Source organism: Enterobacter sp. 301B, assembly GCF_003850715.1.
In the GTDB taxonomy this organism is placed as follows: domain Bacteria; phylum Pseudomonadota; class Gammaproteobacteria; order Enterobacterales; family Enterobacteriaceae; genus Enterobacter; species Enterobacter intestinihominis.
Genome location: NZ_PQTC01000001.1, coordinates 457118 through 477854, shown reverse-complemented (window position 1 = coordinate 477854; position 20737 = coordinate 457118). Strand labels below are relative to the sequence as shown.

Annotated in this window: 21 protein-coding genes; 14 read left to right on the top strand and 7 right to left on the bottom strand. The window is 56.4% G+C overall.

The window, feature by feature from the left end; genetic code table 11:
• Positions 1–24: 24 nt before the first annotated feature.
• The 5 genes from C3451_RS02235 to xthA are packed head-to-tail and all read right to left on the bottom strand — an operon-like array spanning position 25 to position 4819.
• The gene (locus tag C3451_RS02235) at positions 25–645 is read right to left on the bottom strand and encodes an ATP-binding cassette domain-containing protein (protein ID WP_045621417.1); all 621 of its coding nucleotides are present in this window, start codon (positions 643–645) and stop codon (positions 25–27) included.
• Positions 645–2174, bottom strand: coding sequence for a thiamine ABC transporter permease (locus C3451_RS02230; protein ID WP_124304209.1), 1530 nt, complete (start codon positions 2172–2174; stop codon positions 645–647). Before C3451_RS02230 ends, C3451_RS02235 begins: the two co-directional genes overlap by 1 nt.
• Positions 2147–3307 carry an ABC transporter substrate-binding protein gene (locus tag C3451_RS02225; RefSeq protein ID WP_240034210.1) on the bottom strand — a complete coding sequence of 387 codons (1161 nt, stop codon included), beginning with the start codon at positions 3305–3307 and terminating at the stop codon, positions 2147–2149. The genes C3451_RS02230 and C3451_RS02225 overlap by 28 nt, the downstream gene beginning before the upstream one ends.
• 15 nt (positions 3308–3322) lie before the next feature.
• On the bottom strand, positions 3323–4006 hold the full coding sequence (locus C3451_RS02220; RefSeq protein WP_045621419.1) for a TVP38/TMEM64 family protein: 684 nt from the start codon (positions 4004–4006) through the stop codon (positions 3323–3325).
• 6 nt (positions 4007–4012) lie between these two features.
• On the bottom strand, positions 4013–4819 hold the full coding sequence (gene xthA, locus C3451_RS02215; RefSeq protein ID WP_045621420.1) for an exodeoxyribonuclease III: 807 nt from the start codon (positions 4817–4819) through the stop codon (positions 4013–4015).
• Positions 4820–5252: 433 nt separating this feature from the next.
• Here xthA and C3451_RS02210 point away from each other — a divergent pair, with 433 nt between their 5' ends.
• From C3451_RS02210 to ves, 7 genes are all read left to right on the top strand, one after another.
• Entirely contained in the window at positions 5253–6473 is a 1221-nt protein-coding gene (locus C3451_RS02210) for an aspartate aminotransferase family protein (RefSeq protein ID WP_022647809.1), read from the top strand.
• Complete coding sequence (gene astA / locus C3451_RS02205; protein ID WP_022647810.1) at positions 6470–7504, top strand: arginine N-succinyltransferase; 1035 nt, start codon at positions 6470–6472, stop codon at positions 7502–7504. The genes C3451_RS02210 and astA overlap by 4 nt, the downstream gene beginning before the upstream one ends.
• Positions 7501–8988: a succinylglutamate-semialdehyde dehydrogenase gene (gene astD, locus C3451_RS02200; RefSeq protein ID WP_045621421.1), complete on the top strand. Its 1488-nt coding sequence runs from the start codon at positions 7501–7503 to the stop codon at positions 8986–8988. The genes astA and astD overlap by 4 nt, the downstream gene beginning before the upstream one ends.
• On the top strand, positions 8975–10300 hold the full coding sequence (astB, locus tag C3451_RS02195) for an N-succinylarginine dihydrolase (RefSeq protein ID WP_045307971.1): 1326 nt from the start codon (positions 8975–8977) through the stop codon (positions 10298–10300). Before astD ends, astB begins: the two co-directional genes overlap by 14 nt.
• Positions 10301–10309: 9 nt before the next feature.
• Positions 10310–11275, top strand: coding sequence for a succinylglutamate desuccinylase (astE, locus tag C3451_RS02190; RefSeq protein ID WP_045621423.1), 966 nt, complete (start codon positions 10310–10312; stop codon positions 11273–11275).
• Positions 11276–11612: 337 nt separating this feature from the next.
• Complete coding sequence (spy, locus tag C3451_RS02185; protein ID WP_022647814.1) at positions 11613–12107, top strand: ATP-independent periplasmic protein-refolding chaperone Spy; 495 nt, start codon at positions 11613–11615, stop codon at positions 12105–12107.
• Between the two features lie 167 nt (positions 12108–12274).
• On the top strand, positions 12275–12832 hold the full coding sequence (ves, locus tag C3451_RS02180; protein ID WP_022647815.1) for an environmental stress-induced protein Ves: 558 nt from the start codon (positions 12275–12277) through the stop codon (positions 12830–12832).
• On the opposite strand, the gene cho is transcribed toward ves, so the two are convergent.
• Positions 12810–13688, bottom strand: coding sequence for an excinuclease Cho (cho, locus tag C3451_RS02175; RefSeq protein WP_032624399.1), 879 nt, complete (start codon positions 13686–13688; stop codon positions 12810–12812). The genes ves and cho overlap by 23 nt on opposite strands.
• A 115-nt stretch (positions 13689–13803) precedes the next feature.
• On the bottom strand, positions 13804–14631 hold the full coding sequence (gene nadE / locus C3451_RS02170; RefSeq protein ID WP_022647817.1) for an ammonia-dependent NAD(+) synthetase: 828 nt from the start codon (positions 14629–14631) through the stop codon (positions 13804–13806).
• Positions 14632–14862: 231 nt separating this feature from the next.
• Between nadE and osmE the strand changes: the two genes are divergently transcribed.
• The 7 genes from osmE to chbG all read left to right on the top strand — a co-directional run bounded on the left by osmE (position 14863) and on the right by chbG (position 20714).
• Positions 14863–15207: an osmotically-inducible lipoprotein OsmE gene (gene osmE, locus C3451_RS02165; protein ID WP_022647818.1), complete on the top strand. Its 345-nt coding sequence runs from the start codon at positions 14863–14865 to the stop codon at positions 15205–15207.
• A gap of 275 nt (positions 15208–15482) precedes the next feature.
• Positions 15483–15806, top strand: coding sequence for a PTS N,N'-diacetylchitobiose transporter subunit IIB (chbB, locus tag C3451_RS02160; RefSeq protein ID WP_225303350.1), 324 nt, complete (start codon positions 15483–15485; stop codon positions 15804–15806).
• Positions 15807–15886: 80 nt separating this feature from the next.
• The gene (gene chbC, locus C3451_RS02155) at positions 15887–17245 is read left to right on the top strand and encodes a PTS N,N'-diacetylchitobiose transporter subunit IIC (RefSeq protein WP_045621425.1); all 1359 of its coding nucleotides are present in this window, start codon (positions 15887–15889) and stop codon (positions 17243–17245) included.
• Positions 17246–17292: 47 nt separating this feature from the next.
• Complete coding sequence (gene chbA, locus C3451_RS02150; protein ID WP_022647820.1) at positions 17293–17640, top strand: PTS N,N'-diacetylchitobiose transporter subunit IIA; 348 nt, start codon at positions 17293–17295, stop codon at positions 17638–17640.
• 2 nt (positions 17641–17642) lie between these two features.
• Entirely contained in the window at positions 17643–18488 is an 846-nt protein-coding gene (gene chbR / locus C3451_RS02145; RefSeq protein ID WP_269808161.1) for a transcriptional regulator ChbR, read from the top strand.
• Positions 18489–18597: 109 nt separating this feature from the next.
• Positions 18598–19953 carry a 6-phospho-beta-glucosidase gene (locus C3451_RS02140; protein WP_045621427.1) on the top strand — a complete coding sequence of 452 codons (1356 nt, stop codon included), beginning with the start codon at positions 18598–18600 and terminating at the stop codon, positions 19951–19953.
• Between the two features lie 11 nt (positions 19954–19964).
• On the top strand, positions 19965–20714 hold the full coding sequence (chbG, locus tag C3451_RS02135) for a chitin disaccharide deacetylase (RefSeq protein WP_045621428.1): 750 nt from the start codon (positions 19965–19967) through the stop codon (positions 20712–20714).
• The last annotated feature ends 23 nt before the right edge of the window (positions 20715–20737 follow it).

Below are 20737 nucleotides of genomic sequence, written 5' to 3'. Positions count from 1 at the left end.
AGCCAAAAACATTGCGTTAGCACATTATTGCCAGCGAGAAATCTCAATCACCTCTCCGCCGGGCGGGATATCTTCCTCATCATGCGTGACCAGCACCATCGGGATCTTGCGCTGGCGAGTGGTTTCGAATACCCACGCCCGGAATGAAGCGCGGAGCGTTTTATCCAGTCGGCTGAACGGTTCGTCGAGCAGCAATGCCTGCGGCTGGGCGAGAAGGGCGCGCAGCAGGCTGACCCGGGCGCGCTCGCCGCCGGAAAGGGTCGCCGGATCGCTGGCGTAGAGGTTTGCCAGCCCGGCAGATTCAAGAGCCTGTTCTACCGCGTCGCGCCGCGCGCGTCCGGCAATGTGCGCCGGCAACGCCAGCATCAGATTTTGCCCCACGCTGAAGGCGTCAAACAGCAGGGCATCCTGAAACAGAATGCCGATCCCGCGCGTTTCCACGGGGAGCATATCGCAGCGACGATCGTTCAGCCACAGCTCGCCGTGCGCCTTAAAATCAGCGGATAACGCGCCCACCATCCAGGCGAAAAGGGTCGATTTCCCGCTCCCGGAGGGTCCCATCAGCGTGAGAATCTCCCCTGCCGGGACGCGGAAGTTGACCTCACGTAAGAGTGGCGCAATGGTGAGATTTTTCACGTTCAGCATTAACGTAATCCTTGTCTGTGACGGCCCACGAACCGGGCGAGCAGCGCGGCAAGGGCAAATACGCTGCTGGTCAACAGCAACAGACCCAGCGCCCGGCTGGCGAGGATCGGAACGCTGCCGCCGCTGCTGCGGGCGACCGCCTCCGTCGTCAGAGTAGTAAAACGACCCGCTCCCAGCCAGAGGGTGGGCATGTACTGGGCCATGCTCACGGAAAAGCCGGTGGCAAAGGCCAGCAGGGCCGGACGAACCATCAGGGGACATTTCACTAACCAGAAAATTTTCGCCTGTCGCCAGCCCAGCGTTCTGGCGGTGAGGATAAGCCGGGGATCGAGCCTGCGCCAGGCCGGTTGCAGCACCAGGAGCATCCACGGGAGAACCCAGAGCATATGGCTCCAGAGCACCGCAGCGTACTGGCCGTCGATGCCCAGCCACAGCGCCACGGCATACTGCCCGGACACGAGGGGCAGCGCCGGGAGGGCAAGCGGCAGCCAGATCCACACCGCGCCGCGCTGGGGTCCCCACTCAAGCCAGATCATGAGGATGGCCAGCGCTGTCAGGCTGGACAGCAGTCCCAGTGAAAGGCTGTCGCTGACGGGGCCGATGTCGCCCCGGCGTGCCAGCATCAGCAGAACCAGCGCACAGAGCACGCCGCACAGCGGCAGTAACCCGCCCAGCGTCCGTGCGGGCAACGCGGTATGCGAAGCGCGACGTACCCCCGAGACGTCAGGCTGGGCGCGCCGCCAAGCCGTCCAGAGGCTGTATCCCACCGCGGCAAGTGCGGCCAGCAGCAGGAGCAACACCAGACACAGCAACGTTCCTTTTGTCTGCTGCTGCGCATCGCCCTGGGTGAGCCACTGCCAGGCCAGCACCGCCAGCGTAGGTGGGTTGCCCGGCCCGAGCACGATCGCCACATCCACCACGGAAAGCGACCAGGCGAGCACCGCCAGCATCACGGCGCCCAGCGCGGGGGCGATAGCCGGGAGGACGAGCCAGTTGAGCGCCTGCATTCGTCCGTAGCCGAAGGTATGCAGGACAATTTTCTGCTGTGCGAGGCGCTTTTCAGGCAGCGCGGCGTAGATTGCCCACAGAACGAACGCGCTCTCTTTGACCGCAAGCGTCAGGCCAAGCCCGATACCGTAGCGGTCAAGCTGCGGCGAACAGACTGTACAGATCCGGTAAAACTGACCGCCTTCCGCAAACAGCAGCAGCGCGCTGGTGGCGAAGGCGACGTGCGGCACGGCTAACAGCCACGGCAGACGGGTGCTCAGGCGCTGCCAGCCATCACCCGGCCAGAGAAGCGCAAGCAGGCTCAGGGCGATAAACAGTGAACCCAGCGTCGCGATGAGGGTTGATACCAGCGTAGCGGCCAGCGCCTGCGGCAGCTGCGGGTCGGCAAACAGCGCCGCCCAGTTACTGAGAGAAAACGCCGGGGCCAGCAGCATGCCGCTGGCGGGAAGCAGTGGCAGATAGATGACCGCCATTGCCGCCCAGACCAGCCCGCTTAGTGGGTTCCGTAGCGGCGAAGCCATTCCTGCTCCAGGGCGTTAACCCAGGCGGCGTGCGGTTCGGGAAGCACATCAGGCGTGCCTGAAGGGGTAAAGGCATGAAGCTGTTTTGCCGCTTTCGCAGGTAGTTTGGCACCATCCAGCACGCTCGGGTCACCCCAGACGGCAGGATCGGCTTTGCGGATCTGCGCCTGCGGTGACAACAGGAAATTTGCCACCACTTTCGCCCCTGCGCTCGCACTGGCATTTGCCGGGATAGCGACAAAATGGACGTTGCCGATCATGCCTTTGAGAAAGCCGAAACTGTAGCTGTCGGCAGGCAGTTCACCGCTCGCCACCTTTTGCATCGCATGAGCGGGGTTAAAGGTGAGCGACAGGTTCAGGCTGCCGCTGGCCAGCAGCGTATCCATGCGCGCAGGCGATGGCGGAAAATCGTTCCCTTCGCGCCACAGCAGGGGATGTAGCGTATCAAGATAGTTCCACAGCGGCGCGGTGATCTCTGCAAAGGTGCCGTCCGGCGCGTTTTTTAACGCCTCCGGATGGGCGGTCAATGCCAGCAGAAGCTGTTCAAGAAACGCCGTGCCGGTAAAATCCGGCGGTCGCGGATAGCTCACCTTGCCAGGGTGCTGCTGAGCGTAAGCCAGCAGCGCGTGGGGATCTGCCGGCGGCGTCGGCATACTCGCTTTACGGGCGATGAAGGTTAATTGCGCGCCGCCCCATGGGGATTCCGCCCCATCGGTCGGGATGGCAAAATCTTCCGTGACCGGTTTACGGGTATCGACGTAATGCCAGTTGGGCAGGGTTTGCGCCCAGCCGATGAGCAGCAGGTTTGCCTCCTTCAGCGTGCGGAAGTTTTCCCCGTTTACCCAGAGTAGATCCACCGACCCGTTACTGCTACGTCCTGCGGCCTGTTCCGTCTGGATCCGCTTCACCGCATCGGCGGCATCGGCCAGATGAACGATCTTCAGGTTAATGGCGAAGTGCGTTTTCATCTCGCCGCTCACCCAGTCGAGGTAGCGGTTAACGGCCTCGTCACCGCCCCAGGCGTTAAACCAGACGGTCTGCCCGGTGGCCTGTTGCTGAATGGATTGCCAGCTTTCTGCGGCGAAGGCAGAGGTTGCCAGCAGCAGACTCGTCAGAAACGCGCAAAAACGCACCCGGCGCATAATGCCTCACTTTTTAATCGAAGGGATGTAACGGGAAAACAGCCAGCGAGTGACCAGCGGTAATAACCCTAATAGTGTAAAGGCGAACAGCAGTCCCGGCGACAGAATATCGCGCAGCGTGGTGAGTTTTCCCAGCTCGCGTCCGGCGTTCAGATAAATGACGGTGGCAGGTAGCATCGCAAGCTGGCTGACCCACCAGTAGTGACGCACCTGGATACGGGTTAGCCCCATCAGCAAATTGACCAGAAAGAACGGAAACAACGGCATCAGGCGCAGGGCAAAAAGGTAGCGCGCGCCATCGCGAACCATCCCCACATCGATCGTGTTCATCTGTGCGGCAAAGCGCCGTTGCACCCAGTCACGCAGCAGATAACGGCTGACGAGCATGGCAAGCGTGGCGCCGAGCGTCGAGGCCAATGACACCAACAGCGTCGCCTCCCACAGGCTGAAAATCGCCCCGCCGAGCAGCGTCAGAAGCGCAGCCCCGGGTATCGACAGCGCAGAGACCAGAACGTAAACCGCAAAATAGATCAGTGCGCTCTGAAGGGGCGCCTGCTCCACACGATCGAGCAACGTTTGCTGGTGTATTTTTAACGTGTCGAGGGAGAGCATGCCCGGAGGAAGCAAAACAACGATCAAAACAAATGCGCCCAGAAGGGCGCACAGGAGACTGATTTTTTTAATATTCACTGAGGATTACAGCTTGAACGTTGCCCATACCGGCGCATGGTCGGACGGTTTTTCCATGCTGCGAATATCATAGTCGATACCGGTTTCGATGCAGCGTTCGGCCAGGGGGGCGCTCGCCAGCAGCAGATCAATACGCAGGCCCCGGTTGTCATCGAAGCCTTTAGAGCGGTAGTCAAACCACGAGAAGCGATCCTGCGTCTCCGGGTTAGCGATGCGGAAGGTATCCACCAGCCCCCAGTCAAGCAAGCGCTGCATCCACTCGCGCTCTTCCGGCAGGAAGGAACATTTCCCGGTGCGCAGCCAGCGCTTGCGGCTGTCTTCGCCAATGCCAATGTCCAGATCAGTCGGGCTGATATTCACATCCCCCATGATCAGCACCGGATTATCTTTGTTGAGTTCGGTCGTAAGGTAGTTTTGCAGATCCTGATAAAATTTGGCTTTGGCCGGGAATTTGGTCGGGTGGTCGCGGCTTTCACCCTGCGGGAAGTAACCATTAATCACAGTGATGTTACCCAGCGGGGAAGGCAGCTCAGCCATGATGAGACGACGCTGTGCTTCTTCATCGTCACCCGGGAAGCCACGACGCACCGACACCGGCGTATCTTTGGTCAGCAGCGCAACGCCGTAGTGGCCTTTCTGACCGTGGTAAAAAACGTTATAGCCCAGCTTCGCTACCTCTTCGAGCGGGAACATATCGTCGTGAACTTTTGTCTCCTGCAAGCCGATCACATCTGGCTGATGTTGCTCAACAATCGCTTCGAGCTGGTGAGGGCGGGCACGCAGGCCGTTGATATTAAAAGAGACAAATTTCATAGTCGCTGCCAATGCAAGGTGAATAGTGCAAGGATGGTAGCAGAATTTACGTCGTCTGTTATCCGCTTCGCCCAATTACTGCGACAGATAATGCCGACGGTGCAATATTTGCACCATTTCGACGCGTTTTGCCCTCGAACAGGGCGTAAAGGACCGATAAATTTCGCGAGCGATCACAATTCCAGAATTATATTTGGCATGTGCATACTCTTTCTTGTTTTCGTGCGGCAAAGCGCCGCTTGCTGTAAAAATATTCACTATTTATGCACTAATAGTGAATAAATTCATATTGTAACTCATTGATATTCTGTTACCCAAATCCGTTTATGCATTTTTATCGCTGGCTGGCATGAACGCTGCAATCTACATTCACAGTGCAAACACTCAATTATTTAACATTTAAACAACCTTTTATTTACCGGATGAGGTCGCTATGTCTCTGTCAGTTACGCGTGAAAATTTTGATGAATGGATGATGCCGGTATACGCTCCGGCGGCTTTTATTCCGGTACGTGGGGAAGGCTCTCGCCTGTGGGATCAGCAGGGCAAAGAGTATATCGACTTTGCGGGTGGGATTGCGGTGAATGCGCTGGGGCATGCAAACCCGGCGCTGCGGCAGGCGCTGAATGATCAGGCGGCGAAATTCTGGCATACCGGCAACGGTTATACCAACGAACCGGCGTTACGTCTGGCGAAGAAGCTGATCGACGCCACTTTCGCAGAAAAAGTCTTTTTCTGTAACTCCGGCGCGGAAGCGAACGAAGCGGCGCTGAAGCTGGCGCGCAAATATGCGCACGATAAATTCGGCCCGCACAAGAGCGGCATCGTAGCCTTTAAAAATGCCTTCCATGGCCGCACGCTGTTTACCGTCAGTGCGGGTGGTCAGCCCTCATATTCTCAGGATTTTGCGCCGCTGCCGCCGGATATCCGTCATGCGGCGTATAACGATTTACACTCTGCCAGCGAGCTGATTGACGACACCACCTGTGCGGTGATTGTCGAGCCCATGCAGGGGGAAGGCGGCGTCATGCCCGCCCAGAAAGCGTTCCTGCAAGGGCTGCGCGAGCTGTGCGATCGGCATAACGCGGTCCTGATTTTTGACGAAGTCCAGACCGGCGTGGGCCGTACGGGTGAGCTGTACGCCTACATGCACTATGGCGTGACCCCGGATGTGCTCTCAACAGCTAAAGCGCTCGGCGGCGGCTTCCCGGTGGGGGCGATGCTGACCACCGATACATTCGCCAGCGTGATGACCGTGGGCACCCATGGCACCACTTACGGCGGTAACCCGCTGGCAACCGCTGTCGCCGGACAGGTGCTGGATATCATCAACACTCCTGAGGTGCTTAGCGGCGTGAAGCAGCGTCACCAGTGGTTTGTTGAGCGTCTTACCGCCATCAATAACCAGACCGGCATGTTCAAAGAGATCCGCGGTCTGGGGCTGTTGATAGGTTGTGAGCTTGCCCCTGAGTTTGCTGGCAAAGCGAAGCTGATTTCACAGGAAGCGGCAAAGCAGGGCGTGATGGTGTTGATTGCCGGCGCTAACGTGGTGCGGTTTGCCCCTGCGCTGATCGTCAGTGAGGAAGAGGTCAGAACCGGGTTAGATCGTTTTGCGCTGGCCTGCGAACAGGTGAAGTCCGGGGTGTCATCATGATGGTCATCCGTCCCGTTGCGCACGGCGATCTCGCCGGGCTTATGCAGCTTGCCGGTAAGACAGGGGGCGGGCTGACCTCGCTGCCTGCCGATGAAAAAACGCTGTCGGCGCGCATTGAGCGCGCCCTGCAAACCTGGCAGGGGACGTTGCCAAAAAGCGAACAGGGCTATGTGTTCGTGCTGGAAGAGACCGACACGGGAACCGTGGCGGGGATTTGCGCCATCGAGGTGGCCGTCGGGCTCAACGATCCGTGGTACAACTACCGCGTCGGCACGATGGTCCACGCCTCGAAAGAGCTGAACGTTTACAACGCGCTGCCGACGCTTTTTCTCTGTAATGACCATACCGGCGCCAGCGAACTCTGCACCCTGTTTCTCGATCCGGACTGGCGCAAAGAGGGTAACGGTTATCTGCTCTCCAAATCGCGCTTCATGTTTATGGCCGCCTTTCGCGACCGCTTCAACGAAAAAGTGGTCGCGGAGATGCGCGGCGTAATTGATGAGACGGGCTACTCGCCGTTCTGGGAGAGCCTGGGCGAACGCTTCTTCTCCATGGAATTTAGCCGGGCGGATTACCTGTGCGGTACCGGTCAGAAGGCGTTTATCGCCGAGTTAATGCCGAAGCATCCTATTTATACCCATTTCTTAACGCCGGAAGCGCAGGCGGTGATCGGCGAAGTTCACCCGCAAACCGCCCCGGCCCGTGCAGTGCTGGAGAAAGAGGGTTTTCGCTACCGCAATTACGTCGACATCTTTGACGGCGGTCCAACGCTGGAATGCGATATTGACCGCGTACGCGCCATCCGTAAAAGCCGCCTGGTTGAGGTTTCAGAAGGCCAGCCCGCGCCGGGCGAGTGGCCAGCCTGCCTGGTCTCGAACGAGAATTACGCCAACTTCCGCGCCATGCTGGTGCGAACCAACCCAACATGCGAGCGTCTGGTACTGACGGCTGCGCAACTGGATGCCCTGAAATGTAACGCTGGCGACACGGTTCGCCTGGTGCGGCTCTGCCCTGAGGAGAAAACAGCATGACTCTATGGATTAACGGTGACTGGGTAACGGGCGAAGGTGATGCGCGGTCAAAAACTAACCCGGTCGGCCAGGAGGTGCTCTGGTCGGGGAGCGACGCCAGCGCCGGGCAGGTTGAGCAGGCCTGCCAGGCTGCACGCCGCGCGTTTCCGGCATGGGCGAAACGGCCATTCTCCGAGCGCCAGGCGCTGGTTGAGAAATTTGCTGCGCTGCTGGAGGCCAATAAAGCAGAGCTGACCCGCATCATTGCCTGCGAAACCAGCAAGCCGCGCTGGGAGGCAACAACAGAAGTGACGGCGATGATCAATAAAATCGGTATATCGGTGAAGGCGTACCACGCCCGCACCGGTGAGCAGCATACCGGGATGCCGGACGGCGCCGCCACGCTGCGCCACCGTCCGCACGGGGTGTTGGCGGTGTTTGGCCCGTACAACTTCCCCGGGCATCTGCCGAACGGGCATATTGTGCCTGCGCTGCTGGCGGGAAATACCGTCATCTTCAAGCCGAGTGAGTTAACCCCCTTATCCGGAGAAGCAGTAGTAAAACTCTGGGAGCAGGCGGGGCTGCCGCCGGGCGTGCTGAATCTGGTGCAGGGCGGGCGTGAAACCGGTCAGGCGCTGAGTGCGCTGAGCGACATTGACGGTCTGCTGTTTACCGGCAGTGCCGGAACGGGTTATCAGCTGCATCGTCAGCTGGCGGGGCAGCCGGAAAAAATTCTGGCGCTGGAGATGGGTGGTAACAACCCGCTGATTGTGGAAGATCCGGATGATATCGATGCTGCGGTCCACCTGACCATTCAGTCGGCATTCATTACCGCCGGACAGCGCTGCACCTGCGCCCGCCGCCTGCTGGTTAAACGCGGCGCGCAGGGGGATGCGTTTCTTAAGCGTCTGGTGGAAGTGAGCGGGCGTCTGGTTCCCGCGAAATGGGATACCGAGCCGCAGCCGTTTATCGGCGGGCTGATCTCCGGGCAGGCGGCGCTGAACGTGCTGAAAGCGTGGCAGGAGCACGTGGCGCGCGGGGCGAAAACCCTGCTGGAGCCGAAGCTGGTTCAGCCGGGCACATCGCTGCTGACGCCGGGGATTATTGAGATGAGTGCGACGAGCAACGTGCCGGATGAAGAGGTCTTTGGCCCGCTGCTGTGCGTCTGGCGCTATGACGATTTTGCATCGGCGATCGAGATGGCCAACAACACCCGCTACGGCCTGTCGAGCGGCCTGATATCCCCGCATCGCGAGAAATTCGACCAGCTGCTGCTGGAAGCGCGCGCCGGGATCGTGAACTGGAACAAACCGCTGACCGGCGCGGCGAGCACCGCGCCGTTTGGTGGCGTAGGGGCATCGGGCAACCATCGCGCCAGCGCCTGGTATGCCGCCGACTACTGCGCGTGGCCGATGGCAAGCCTGGAAACCCCGGCGCTGACGCTGCCGGAGACGCTGAATCCGGGGCTGGATTTTACAGAGGGTGACGCCCATGAAAGCGCGTGAGGTTAACTTTGACGGGCTGGTGGGGCTGACGCACCACTATGCTGGGCTGTCGTTCGGCAATGAAGCCTCGACGAAGCACCGTTTCCAGGTCTCAAACCCGAAGCTGGCGGCCAAGCAGGGGCTATTGAAAATGAAGGCGCTGTCCGATGCCGGTTTCCCGCAGGCGGTGATCCCGCCGCAGGAGCGGCCGAACGTGGCCGTGCTGCGCCAGCTGGGCTTCAGCGGTACGGATGAACAGGTGGTTGAAAAAGCCGGTACGCAGTCCCCACAGCTGCTTTCCGCGGCCAGTTCAGCCTCTTCAATGTGGGTAGCGAATGCCGCCACCGTCGCGCCGTCGGCGGATACGCTGGACGGCAAAGTGCATCTGACTGTCGCTAACCTGAACAACAAATTCCACCGCGCCAGCGAAGCGGAGACCACCGGGCGTGTGCTGCGCGCCATTTTTAATCATGATGCGCATTTTGAGGTGCATTCGGCGCTGCCGCAGGTCGCGATGTTTGGCGACGAAGGGGCGGCAAACCACAACCGTCTGGGTGGCGATTACGGCGATCCGGGTTTGCAGCTGTTTATCTATGGACGGGAAGAGGGCGGCCACGCCGCGCCGGTTCGTTATCCGGCGAGACAAACCTTAGCCGCAAGCCAGGCGGTTGCACGGCTGAACCAGGTTAATCCTACTCAGGTGATTTTTGCCCAGCAAAATCCGCAGGTGATCGACCAGGGCGTGTTTCATAACGACGTGATTGCCGTTTCCAACCGTCAGGTGCTGTTCTGCCACGAGCAGGCGTTTGCCCATCAGGAAAAGTTGCTGGCCACGCTGCGCGAACGCGTGCCGGGATTTATGCCGATTCAGGTGCCCACGCAGGCGGTAAGCGTGCAGGATGCGGTCGAAACGTATCTGTTCAACAGCCAGCTGCTGAGCCGGGATGACGGCAGCATGATGCTGGTGCTGCCGCAGGAGTCCCGCAACCATCAGGGTGTCTGGCGCTATCTCAGCGAACTGGTGCAGGCGGATAACCCGATTGATGAACTGCGCGTGTTTGATCTGCGGGAAAGTATGGCCAACGGCGGGGGACCGGCGTGCCTGCGACTGCGCGTGGTGTTAACGCCGGAGGAAATGCAGGCCGTGAATCCGTCGGTGATGATGAACGACACGCTGTTCAATACCCTCAATGACTGGGTGGACCGCTACTATCGTGACCGTCTGGTTCAGGCCGATCTGGTTGATCCGCAGCTGCTGCGCGAAGGCCGCGAGGCGCTGGATGCATTATCAACCATCCTGCAACTGGGATCGGTTTATCCGTTCCAGCGCTAAGGAGACGATATGGAAAACTTTCTGGCGCTGACGCTGGCTGAAGAGACACCGGAGCGGCACGAGGGGGAAGGCCCCTCGTTCCACTGGCGATGGCTGGGGCCGGGCGTGCTTGAACTGACGCCGACGGGGCAATATAACCTGTCGCTGCTGCTTTCTACCGGCATTCACGGGAATGAAACCGCGCCTGTGGAGATTGTCGATCTGTTGCTGCGCGCGCTGTGTCGCGCAGAGATCACGCTGCACTGCCGTCTGCTGGTGGTACTGGGAAATCCGCCTGCGCTGGCGCAAAACAAACGGTATCTCGTGAGCGACATCAACCGAATGTTTGGTGGCCGCTGGGCGCAATTTCCACAGAGTGATGAAACGACACGTGCGCAATGGCTGGAGAAGGTGGTCACGGCGTTTTTTGCCGGGGCGGGGGAAACGCGCTGGCACCTCGATCTGCATACCGCCATCCGCGCCTCGTACCACGTACGTTTTGGCGTGTTACCGCAGCGCCATCAGCCGTGGGATGAGGCGTTTCTGACCTGGCTTGGCGACGCGGGACTGGAAGCGCTGGTTTTCCACCAGACGCCGGGCGGCACGTTTACCCACTTCACCTGCGAGAATTTCGGCGCGCTGTCCTGCACGCTGGAGCTGGGAAAAGCGCTGCCGTTCGGGCAAAACGACCTGACGCGTTTTGCCCCTACGCATCAGGCGCTTCGGGCGTTGTTCGCAGGGGTTGCACCGGAACCCACCCGGGAACCCGTCGTGCGCTATCGGGTCGTACAGCAGATCACGCGTCAAAGTGAAGCTTTCCAGCTTCATATGGCGCCCCATACGCTGAACTTCACGCCGTTTCGCCAGGGCGTCCTGCTGGCGGAAGATGGTGAGACGCGCTATGCGGTACAGAACCCCACGGAATATGTTTTATTTCCTAACCCGTCAGTCGCGTTTGGTTTACGAGCCGGGTTGATGCTGGAAAAAATGCCCTGATCGTCTCCCCTCGCGCAGACCGGAGGGGAAACGAAGAATTAATTTCTTAACGTTAAAAGCGCTCTGGTAGTGTTTGCGGAATATTCCTGGAGAATTGCTTTATTATTAAACGGTACTTCGCTATACTCCTCCACAATCTCTTTAAAATCATCCTGTTGAATATTTTTGTTTCATCTCTCCACGCTTTTTCCTTAATTTCTCCATAATTGGCGAAAACGTGTTTTTTATACTTTCATTGTTTTACCGTTGCTCTGACTAATTGACGATAAACCCCGTAAAGTTAATCTCGTCAACACGGCATAGCGCCGAAGAATAACTGAAAGTAAGGAAAGACATTATGCGTAAATTAACTGCACTGTTTGTTGCCTCTACCCTGGCTCTGGGCGCTACCAGCATGGCGTTCGCCGCCGATACCGCGACCACTACCGCCGCGCCGGCAGAAGGCAAAATGATGATGCATCATAAAGGCAAGCCGGGTATGCATCATGAGATGATGATGTTTAAAGATCTGAACCTGACCGATGCGCAGAAGCAGCAGATCCGCGACATCAGGAAAAGTCAGCGTGACCAGATGAAACGTCCTCCGCTGGAAGAGCGCCGCGCGATGCATGACATCATTGCCAGCGACAGCTTCGACAAAGCAAAAGCAGAAGCGCAGATCGACAAAATGGCCGAGCAGCATAAAGCGCGCATGCTGGCCCACATGGAAACCCAGAACAAGATTTACAACATTCTGACGCCGGAACAGAAAAAGCAATTTAATGCCAATTTTGAGAAGCGTCTGACAGAACGTGCAGCGCCGGAAGGTAAAATGCCTGCACCAGCCGAATAATCGGTTCACTCTCTTAAGACCGCCGGGCTCCTGTCTACACAAGCGAAAACGCTGTGGACAGGACCGGCGGTTTTTCTTTTGCCCCATGCCTAAGGTCTGGCCTTACCGTTGCCGATAATACGTCTGTGAAAATGCCCTGGCGCACGGTGCGTCCTTCAGGAGTGGTCATGGAATTCTTTGATATCCGTAAAATACCCGTCAGTCTCTGGCGTAACGGCGCGGGCGAGACGCGTGAGATTTGCTGTTTCCCTCCCGCGACGCGGGATTTTTCCTGGCGGGCCAGCATCGCCTCCATCGCCAGTAACGGCGAATTCTCCGCGTTTCCGGGCGTTGACCGGGTGATTACGCTGCTGGAAGGAGGCGAGGTGACGCTGGATGCGGGGAGGGCGTTTTGCCATACCCTGAAACACCATCAGCCTTACGGCTTTGCGGGCGATTTGACGGTGAAAGCCGTGCTCACGGAGGGGCAGATGTCGATGGATTTCAATGTCATGACCCGACGGGAGCACTGCCAGGCAAAGGTGCGCGTTGCTACCCGAACGTTCACTACCTTCGCATCACGCGGTGGCGTGGCGTTCGTATTAAGCGGCGCCTGGCAACTGGGCGATAAATTACTGACCGCCGATCAGGGCGCCAGCTGGCAAGAGGGCAGCCATACCCTCCGTCTACTGGAAACGAAGGGGTCGCTGCTGTTCAGTGAAATTACCTGGCTGCCGGGTCATTGAGCATGACTATCTCATATTTACCGGTTAACAGCGGCTTACAGAGAATTTTGTAGCCATCCTGATCGAACCCGGCAGGTGTGCGCAGCAGGGCGGCAGCGTCATCCAGACTTTCAACCGCGCCAAGCCAGAGCCAGTTGCGGATGACGTGATAGTGCGTCATCGCATCGCGGGTCTCTTTCAACGCCACCGCGCCTTCCCACGGCCAGCAGTTGACGCTGATTGAGGCCAGGCCAGCCATAAACCGGGCATGATGTTCTTCAACGCTCTCTTTTCCACAACACGCCCCGGCGCAGCGTTTCAACGCGGAGCGGAAACAGGCGCGACCGCGGGTAGTCGCTTCCAGTCCTAACAGGCCGTAACAAAGCTGTAATTCATCAGCAAGGGATTGCAGAGTTTGCAGTGCGGCACGTTTGTTGGCAAACAGACCGTAAAGATTCGGTTCATGCGAAAAATCCACTTCCCGGGCATAAACGACCTGCGGTTTTCCCGCGTTAACCTGCAAGGAACACAGCTGGCGGTTGCGGCGCAGGCGTTTGTTAAACAGCGGCTGCTGTTCCTTGATGAGCCGGGCTTCGAGCAGAAGCGCGCCCAGTTCACCTGCCGTCTCGATCCAGGTGATCCGCCGGGACTGTCTGAGCATCGATGCTTCGTCCGGCGTACGCAGGTGCGACATCACCCGACTGCGGATATTTACGCTTTTGCCGATATAGAGCGGCATGGTGTCGCTGTCGCCGTGGAAGAAATAGACGCCAGGCTGTTTAGGCAGCGCCTCAAGCCAGGGGCGAAGATGCTCGGGATATTCGTAGATAGCCGCCGCTTCAAACTCAAGACGCGGGGCGGATTGACGCCTGCTCACATACTGCTCCATATACTGTTCAGGCATACAGTGTAGCAGGTGTTTGGTGGTTAAAAAAGAGCCGGGTGGCGGCTACGCCTTACCCGGCCTGCAAAACTGAGTTACCGTTTTGCTTTTACTTTTTCCAGAAATCATCAAACACCGTAATGGGTGGACGGCGTTTGTGCTCGGTTTTCAGATACCAGCCTTCAATAATTTTTGCGGTACCTTCGTCGAGCGTTTTGCCTTCCAGATAATCATCGATGTTGTCATAGGTCACACCCAGCGCGGCTTCATCCGGCAGGGAAGGGCGATCGTCTTCCAGGTCTGCCGTTGGCGCCTTCTTATACAGGTGCTCCGGGCAGCCCAACGCCGCCAGCAGTTGCTTACCCTGACGCTTGTTCAGGCGGAAGAGGGGGTTGATGTCCGTGCCGCCATCGCCGTATTTGGTGAAGAAACCGGTGATGGCTTCCGCGGCGTGGTCGGTGCCGACGACGACCCCTTTGGTCATCCCTGCGATACTGTACTGCGCTTTCATGCGCTCACGGGCTTTCTCGTTGCCACGAACAAAATCGCTCAGTTCAATACCGGCTTCACGCAAGGCCTGCTCGCTTGCCAGCACCGAACCTTTAATATTCACGGTTAGAACTCGGTCCGGCTGAATAAAGGCGATCGCATCCTGACAGTCCTGCTCGTCGGCCTGCACGCCATACGGCAGACGTACGGCAATAAATTGCAGTGCGGTGTCACCGGTCTCGTCACGAAGCTCGGTGATGGCCATCTGGCTTAGTTTACCGGCCAGAGTGGAGTCCTGACCGCCGCTGATACCCAGTACCAGCGTCTTCAGGAAAGGGTGTGCGGACAGGTAAGCTTTCAAAAAATCAACGCTACGACGGATCTCTTCATTGGCATTAATCGCAGGTTTCGCGCCCAGCGCCTGAATAATTTCTTGTTGCAGAGCCATTACGCCCTCCCTATGCAGAACCAAACAGAAAGTGTGATCTGTTAAAACTAACCCTTTGTCGGGGAAACGACAAGGATCACAGTTTTGAGTGTACTGTTTTACAGCGATTTAGCAGCTTATCGTTGTTTTATTAGAATTTTCCGAAATTCGTCTGGCGTAACTCGCAAAGTTGAACAATAGTAATTTTTATCCCATGCTTAGTTAACACGCTGATAAACAAGAGGACGGAATATGAACAAGAACGTAGCAGGAATTTTAAGCGCAGCGGCGGTACTGACTATGCTGGCTGGGTGTACAGCTTACGATCGCACCACAGATCAGTTCACACAGCCAGTGGTAAAAGACGTCAAAAAAGGCATGACGCGTTCCCAGGTTGCAGCCATTGCCGGTAAACCTTCTTCAGAAGTCACTATGATCCACGCGCGTGGCACCTGCCAGACCTATATTCTGGGTCAACGTAATGGTAAGGCAGAAACCTACTTTGTCGCCCTGGATGATACCGGTCACGTGATCAATTCGGGTTACCAGACCTGCGCTGAATACGACACCGATCCACAGGCACCTAAGGCGCAGTAACCGCGCTTGCCTGAAAGTGTTAACAAACCGGCCTGATGGCCGGTTTTTTTATGCATACGTAAATCTTATTTCTTAGCGCGAAATATTTGCCTGAAATGTGAAGGTAGTCAACAAGCCAGGTCAATGAGAGACAATTTGAGTCTATCCAGAATTATCCCCTCCCTGTACCATTGCGTATACTCACTTCAACGACAAACAATGTTCAGCACACTGCCCGTCAGCCAGGATAGCGAGTCGAGTGATAGCGCGACGGCGGTCAGACCAATAAGAGGGAAATTATCATGGAAAAGAAACATATCTACTTGTTCTGCTCTGCGGGCATGTCCACTTCGCTGCTGGTTTCAAAAATGCGCGCGCAGGCCGAAAAATATGAAGTCCCTGTGGTGATTGAGGCGTTTCCGGAAACGCTGGCGGGCGAAAAGGGCCAGACAGCAGATGTAATTTTACTCGGGCCGCAAATCGCTTATATGCTGCCAGAAATTCAACGTTTGCTCCCTAATAAGCCGGTCGAAGTGATCGATTCCGTTTTATACGGCAAGATCGATGGTTTAGGTGTATTAAAAGCTGCTGTTGCGGCGATTAAAAAAGCTGCTAATTAATTTTTTATTTTTCCCGTCAAAGAGTTATTTCACACACAATACGCCGTAACGGTCGTTGCGGCATTTAAGGGTATTTTCCTATGAGTAAAGTCATCGCTTCACTTGAAAAGGTACTCCTTCCTTTTGCTGTTAAAATAGGAAAGCAGCCTCACGTTAATGCCATTAAGAACGGCTTTATTAAATTAATGCCGTTGACATTAGCCGGGGCAATGTTCGTTTTAATTAACAACGTTTTTCTCAGCTTTGGAGAAGGTTCCTTTTTTTATTCATTAGGAATTAGGTTAGATGCTTCCACTATTGAAACCCTTAATGGTTTAAAAGCCATTGGCGGCAACGTATACAACGGTACGTTGGGTATTATGTCGCTAATGGCACCTTTCTTTATCGGAATGGCGCTGGCGGAAGAGCGTAAAGTGGATCCGCTGGCGGCGGGCTTACTGTCCATTGCCGCGTTTATGACCGTCACGCCGTACAGTGTGGGCGACGCTTACGCCGTGGGCGCCAACTGGCTGGGTGGGGCAAACATCATTTCCGGTATTATTATCGGACTGGTGGTGGCCGAAATGTTCACCTTTATTATTCGCCGCAACTGGGTTATCCGCTTGCCGGATAGCGTTCCGGCCTCCGTTTCTCGTTCATTTTCCGCGTTGATACCGGGCTTCATTATTCTTTCCATCATGGGGATTATTGCCTGGGCGCTCTCTCACTGGGGGACTAACTTCCACCAGATCATTATGGACTCTATCTCAACGCCGCTGGCGTCGATGGGCAGCGTGGTCGGTTGGGCGTATGTCATCTTTACCTCCCTGCTGTGGTTCTTCGGCGTGCATGGTTCACTGGCACTGGCGGCGCTGGACAGCGGTATTATGACCCCGTGGGCACTGGAAAACGTCGCGCTTTACCAGCAGTACGGCTCCGTCGATGCGGCGCTGGCGGCCGGTAAAACCTTTCATGTGTGGGCGAAGCCGATGCTTGACTCCTATATCTTCCTGGGCGGTACCGGGGCGACGCTGGGTCTGATCATCGCGGTCTTTATTGTCTCTCGCCGCGCCGACCATCGTCAGGTTGCGAAGCTGGCCCTGCCGTCAGGCATCTTCCAGATTAACGAGCCGATCCTGTTTGGTCTGCCAATTATCATGAACCCGCTGATGTTCATTCCATTCATCCTGGTTCAGCCGCTGCTGGCCGCGATTACGCTGACGGCATACTACCTGGGCATTATCCCGCCGGTGACCAACATTGCGCCGTGGACGATGCCAGCTGGTCTGGGCGCGTTCTTCAACACCAACGGTAGCGTGGCCGCCTTCCTGCTGGCGATATTCAACCTCGGGATTGCAACCCTGCTCTACATGCCGTTCGTGGCGATTGCGAACAAGGCTGCAACGGTTATCGATGAAGAAGAGAGCGAGGAGGATATCGCCCTCGCACTGAAATTCTAAAATTGCACGGCGCGGGGCAACCCGCGCCAGCGTAAAGGAGCTTAAAGATGTTAGATTTAGAGAGTATCGTTGCCGAAGAAACCGCAGTGAACGATCTGGAAGAGGTGGTAATGGGGCTCATCATCAATTCCGGGCAGGCGCGAAGCCTGGCGTATGCGGCGCTTAAGCAGGCTAAGCAGGGCGATTTTGTTGCCGCGAAAACCATGATGGAGCAGTCCCGTACGGCGTTAAACGAAGCGCATCTGGTGCAGACGAAACTCATCGAAAGCGACCAGGGCGAAGGGAAGATGAAAGTGAGTCTGGTGCTGGTACATGCGCAGGATCACCTGATGACCTCCATGCTGGCGCGCGAGATGGTAGCGGAGCTCATCGAGCTTCACGAGAAGATGCAGTAAGTCTGAACAGGCACCAGGAGGTCAGCACGATGGAAATCAAAACCGCACATGAGCAGCAGCTGTTTAATGGCAAGAATTTTCACGTGGTGATTTACAACAAAACGGAGAGCGCCAGCGGTCTGCACCAGCATGACTACTACGAGTTCACGATTGTTCTGACCGGCCGCTACTATCAGGAGATTAACGGTAAGCGCGTCCTGCTTGAGCGTGGCGATTTCGTCTTCCTGCCGATGGGGTCCTATCACCAGAGCTTTTATGAGGTTGGTGCGACGCGCATTCTTAACGTAGGGGTGAGCAGGCGGTTCTTCGAGAAGCACTATCTGCCGCTGGTGCCGTTCTGCTTTGTGGCGTCACAGGTGGATCGCGTTAAAAATGAGTTTATGACCTGGATTGAAACGGTTATCGCCTCGCTGAATTTCCGCGACAATGAATTGGATGAATTTATTGAAACCGTGACGTTCTACGTCATGAACCGTCTTCGCCATCACCGTGAAGAACAGCAGGTGGTGGATGATATTCCTCAGTGGCTGCGCAGTACCGTGGAGCTGATGCACGATAAAGGACAGTTCAGCGATAACGCCCTGGAAAACATGGTGGCGCTGTCGGGTAAATCGCAGGAATATTTAACGCGCGCCACGCAGCGCTATTACCGTAAAACGCCTGTTCAAATTATTAATGAAATCCGCATCAATTTTGCCAAAAAACAGCTGGAAATTACTAACTACTCTGTCACCGATATCGCTTACGAATCGGGTTACAGCAGCCCCAGCCTGTTTATTAAAACCTTTAAGAAAATGACTTCATTCACACCGAACAGTTACCGCAAAAATTTAACGGTAATTAATTAACTTTCGGCGGTTTATCCGCCAGGAATATTGACGTAATGGCTTGCCCAAATAGCGGGAAGAGTACGCTATACCTTGCAGGCGATTACCCTGATAAGCTAAGGGAGAATTTATGCAAAAGAAATTAAAAGTCGTTACCATTGGTGGCGGCAGCAGCTATACCCCGGAATTACTTGAAGGTTTCCTGAAACGTTATCATGAATTACCGGTCAGCGAATTATGGCTGGTGGATGTTGAAGAAGGTCAGGAGAAGCTAAATATTATTTTTGAACTGTGCAAACGCATGGTTGAAAAAGCAGGCGTGCCTTTAACCGTGCATAAAACGCTGGAGCGCCGCCTGGCGCTGAAAGATGCTGACTTCGTGACCACCCAGCTGCGCGTCGGCCAGCTGAAGGCGCGTGAGCTGGACGAGCGTATTCCGCTGAGCCACGGTTATCTGGGCCAGGAAACCAACGGGGCAGGTGGCCTGTTTAAAGGTCTGCGTACGATTCCGGTCATTTTTGACATCATTAAAGACGTGGAGGAGATCTGCCCGAACGCGTGGGTGATTAACTTTACCAACCCGGCCGGGATGGTCACCGAGGCAGTCTATCGTCACACCGGTTTCAAACGCTTTATCGGCGTCTGCAATATTCCGATCGGCATGAAGATGTTCATCCGCGATGTGCTGGCGCTAACCGATAACGATGAATTGTCCATTGACCTGTTCGGCCTGAACCACATGGTCTTTATCAAAGATGTGATTGTGAACGGGCAATCGCGCTTTGCGGAGCTGCTTGATGGCGTTGCCTCTGGTCGCCTGACCGCGGCCTCGGTGAAAAACATCTTCGATCTGCCGTTCAGCGAAGGGCTGATCCGCTCCCTGAATCTGCTGCCGTGCTCGTATCTGCTTTACTACTTCAAGCAGAAAGAGATGCTGGCGATTGAAATGGGCGAATACTACAAAGGTGGCGCACGCGCTCAGGTTGTACAGAAAGTAGAGAAGCAGCTTTTTGATTTGTATAAAGATCCGAACCTGAACGTCAAACCGAAAGAGCTTGAGCAGCGCGGTGGGGCATACTATTCAGATGCCGCGTGTGAAGTGATCAACGCCATTTACAATGACAAGCAGGCCGAGCACTATGTGAACGTTCCGCATCATGGGCACATCGACAATATCCCGGCAGACTGGGCCGTGGAGATGACCTGCATCCTTGGGCGCGAGGGTGCAAAACCGCATCCCCGCATTACCCACTTCGACGATAAGGTGATGGGCCTGATTCACACCATTAAAGGCTTTGAAGTGGCGGCGAGCAATGCGGCCCTGAGCGGCGAGCTGAATGACGTGCTGCTGGCGCTGAACCTGAGCCCGCTGGTGCATTCTGACCGTGACGCTGAAAAACTCGCGAGTGAGATGATCCTGGCGCATGAGAAATGGCTGCCAAACTTTGCTGCAACGGTTGAGAAACTGAAACTCACACACCGTTAAGAGGAGGCGCGATGGAAAACCTGCTGATCGTCAATGCCGATGATTTCGGCCTGTCAAAAGGGCAGAACTACGGCATTATCGAAGCCTGTCGCCGGGGCGTCGTGACCTCTACAACAGCGCTCATCAACGGTGAGGCGGTGGAACATGCGGCGCAGTTAAGCCGTGAGCTGCACGAACTGGGCGTGGGCATGCACTTTGTGCTGACGCTTGGGTTGCCCCTTTCACCGATGCCGGGGCTGACGCGCGACGGGCAACTGGGTAAATGGATTTGGGAAATGGCGGAGCAGGACGCTTTGCCGCTTGATGAGATTGCCCGCGAGCTGGACTGCCAGTTTAACCGCTTTGTGGATGTGTTTGGCCGCGAGCCCACCCATATCGACAGTCATCATCATGTGCATATGATCCCGGCGATTTTCCCGCTTGTGGCAGAATTTGCCCAACGTAAAGGCGTGGCGATGCGCGTGGATCGGGAGGTGCGCGGACTGCAGGACGTTGCGGTGACGTCAACGGAGGGGTTCAGCAGCGCATTTTATGGCGACGATATCGACGAAGCGCTGTTCCTGAAGGTGCTGGATGCCTCCGCCGCAAAAGGGGAGCGCTCGCTTGAGGTAATGGCGCATCCGGCGTTTGTCGATAACATCGTACGTAAGAGCGCCTACTGCTGGCCGCGTCTGGCGGAACTGAACGTGCTAACGTCGGCGTCGTTGAAGTATGCGATTGCCGAGCGTGGGTATCGTCTGGGGACGTTCAGGGATTTATGAGCAAAATAAAGCCCGGGGGACGG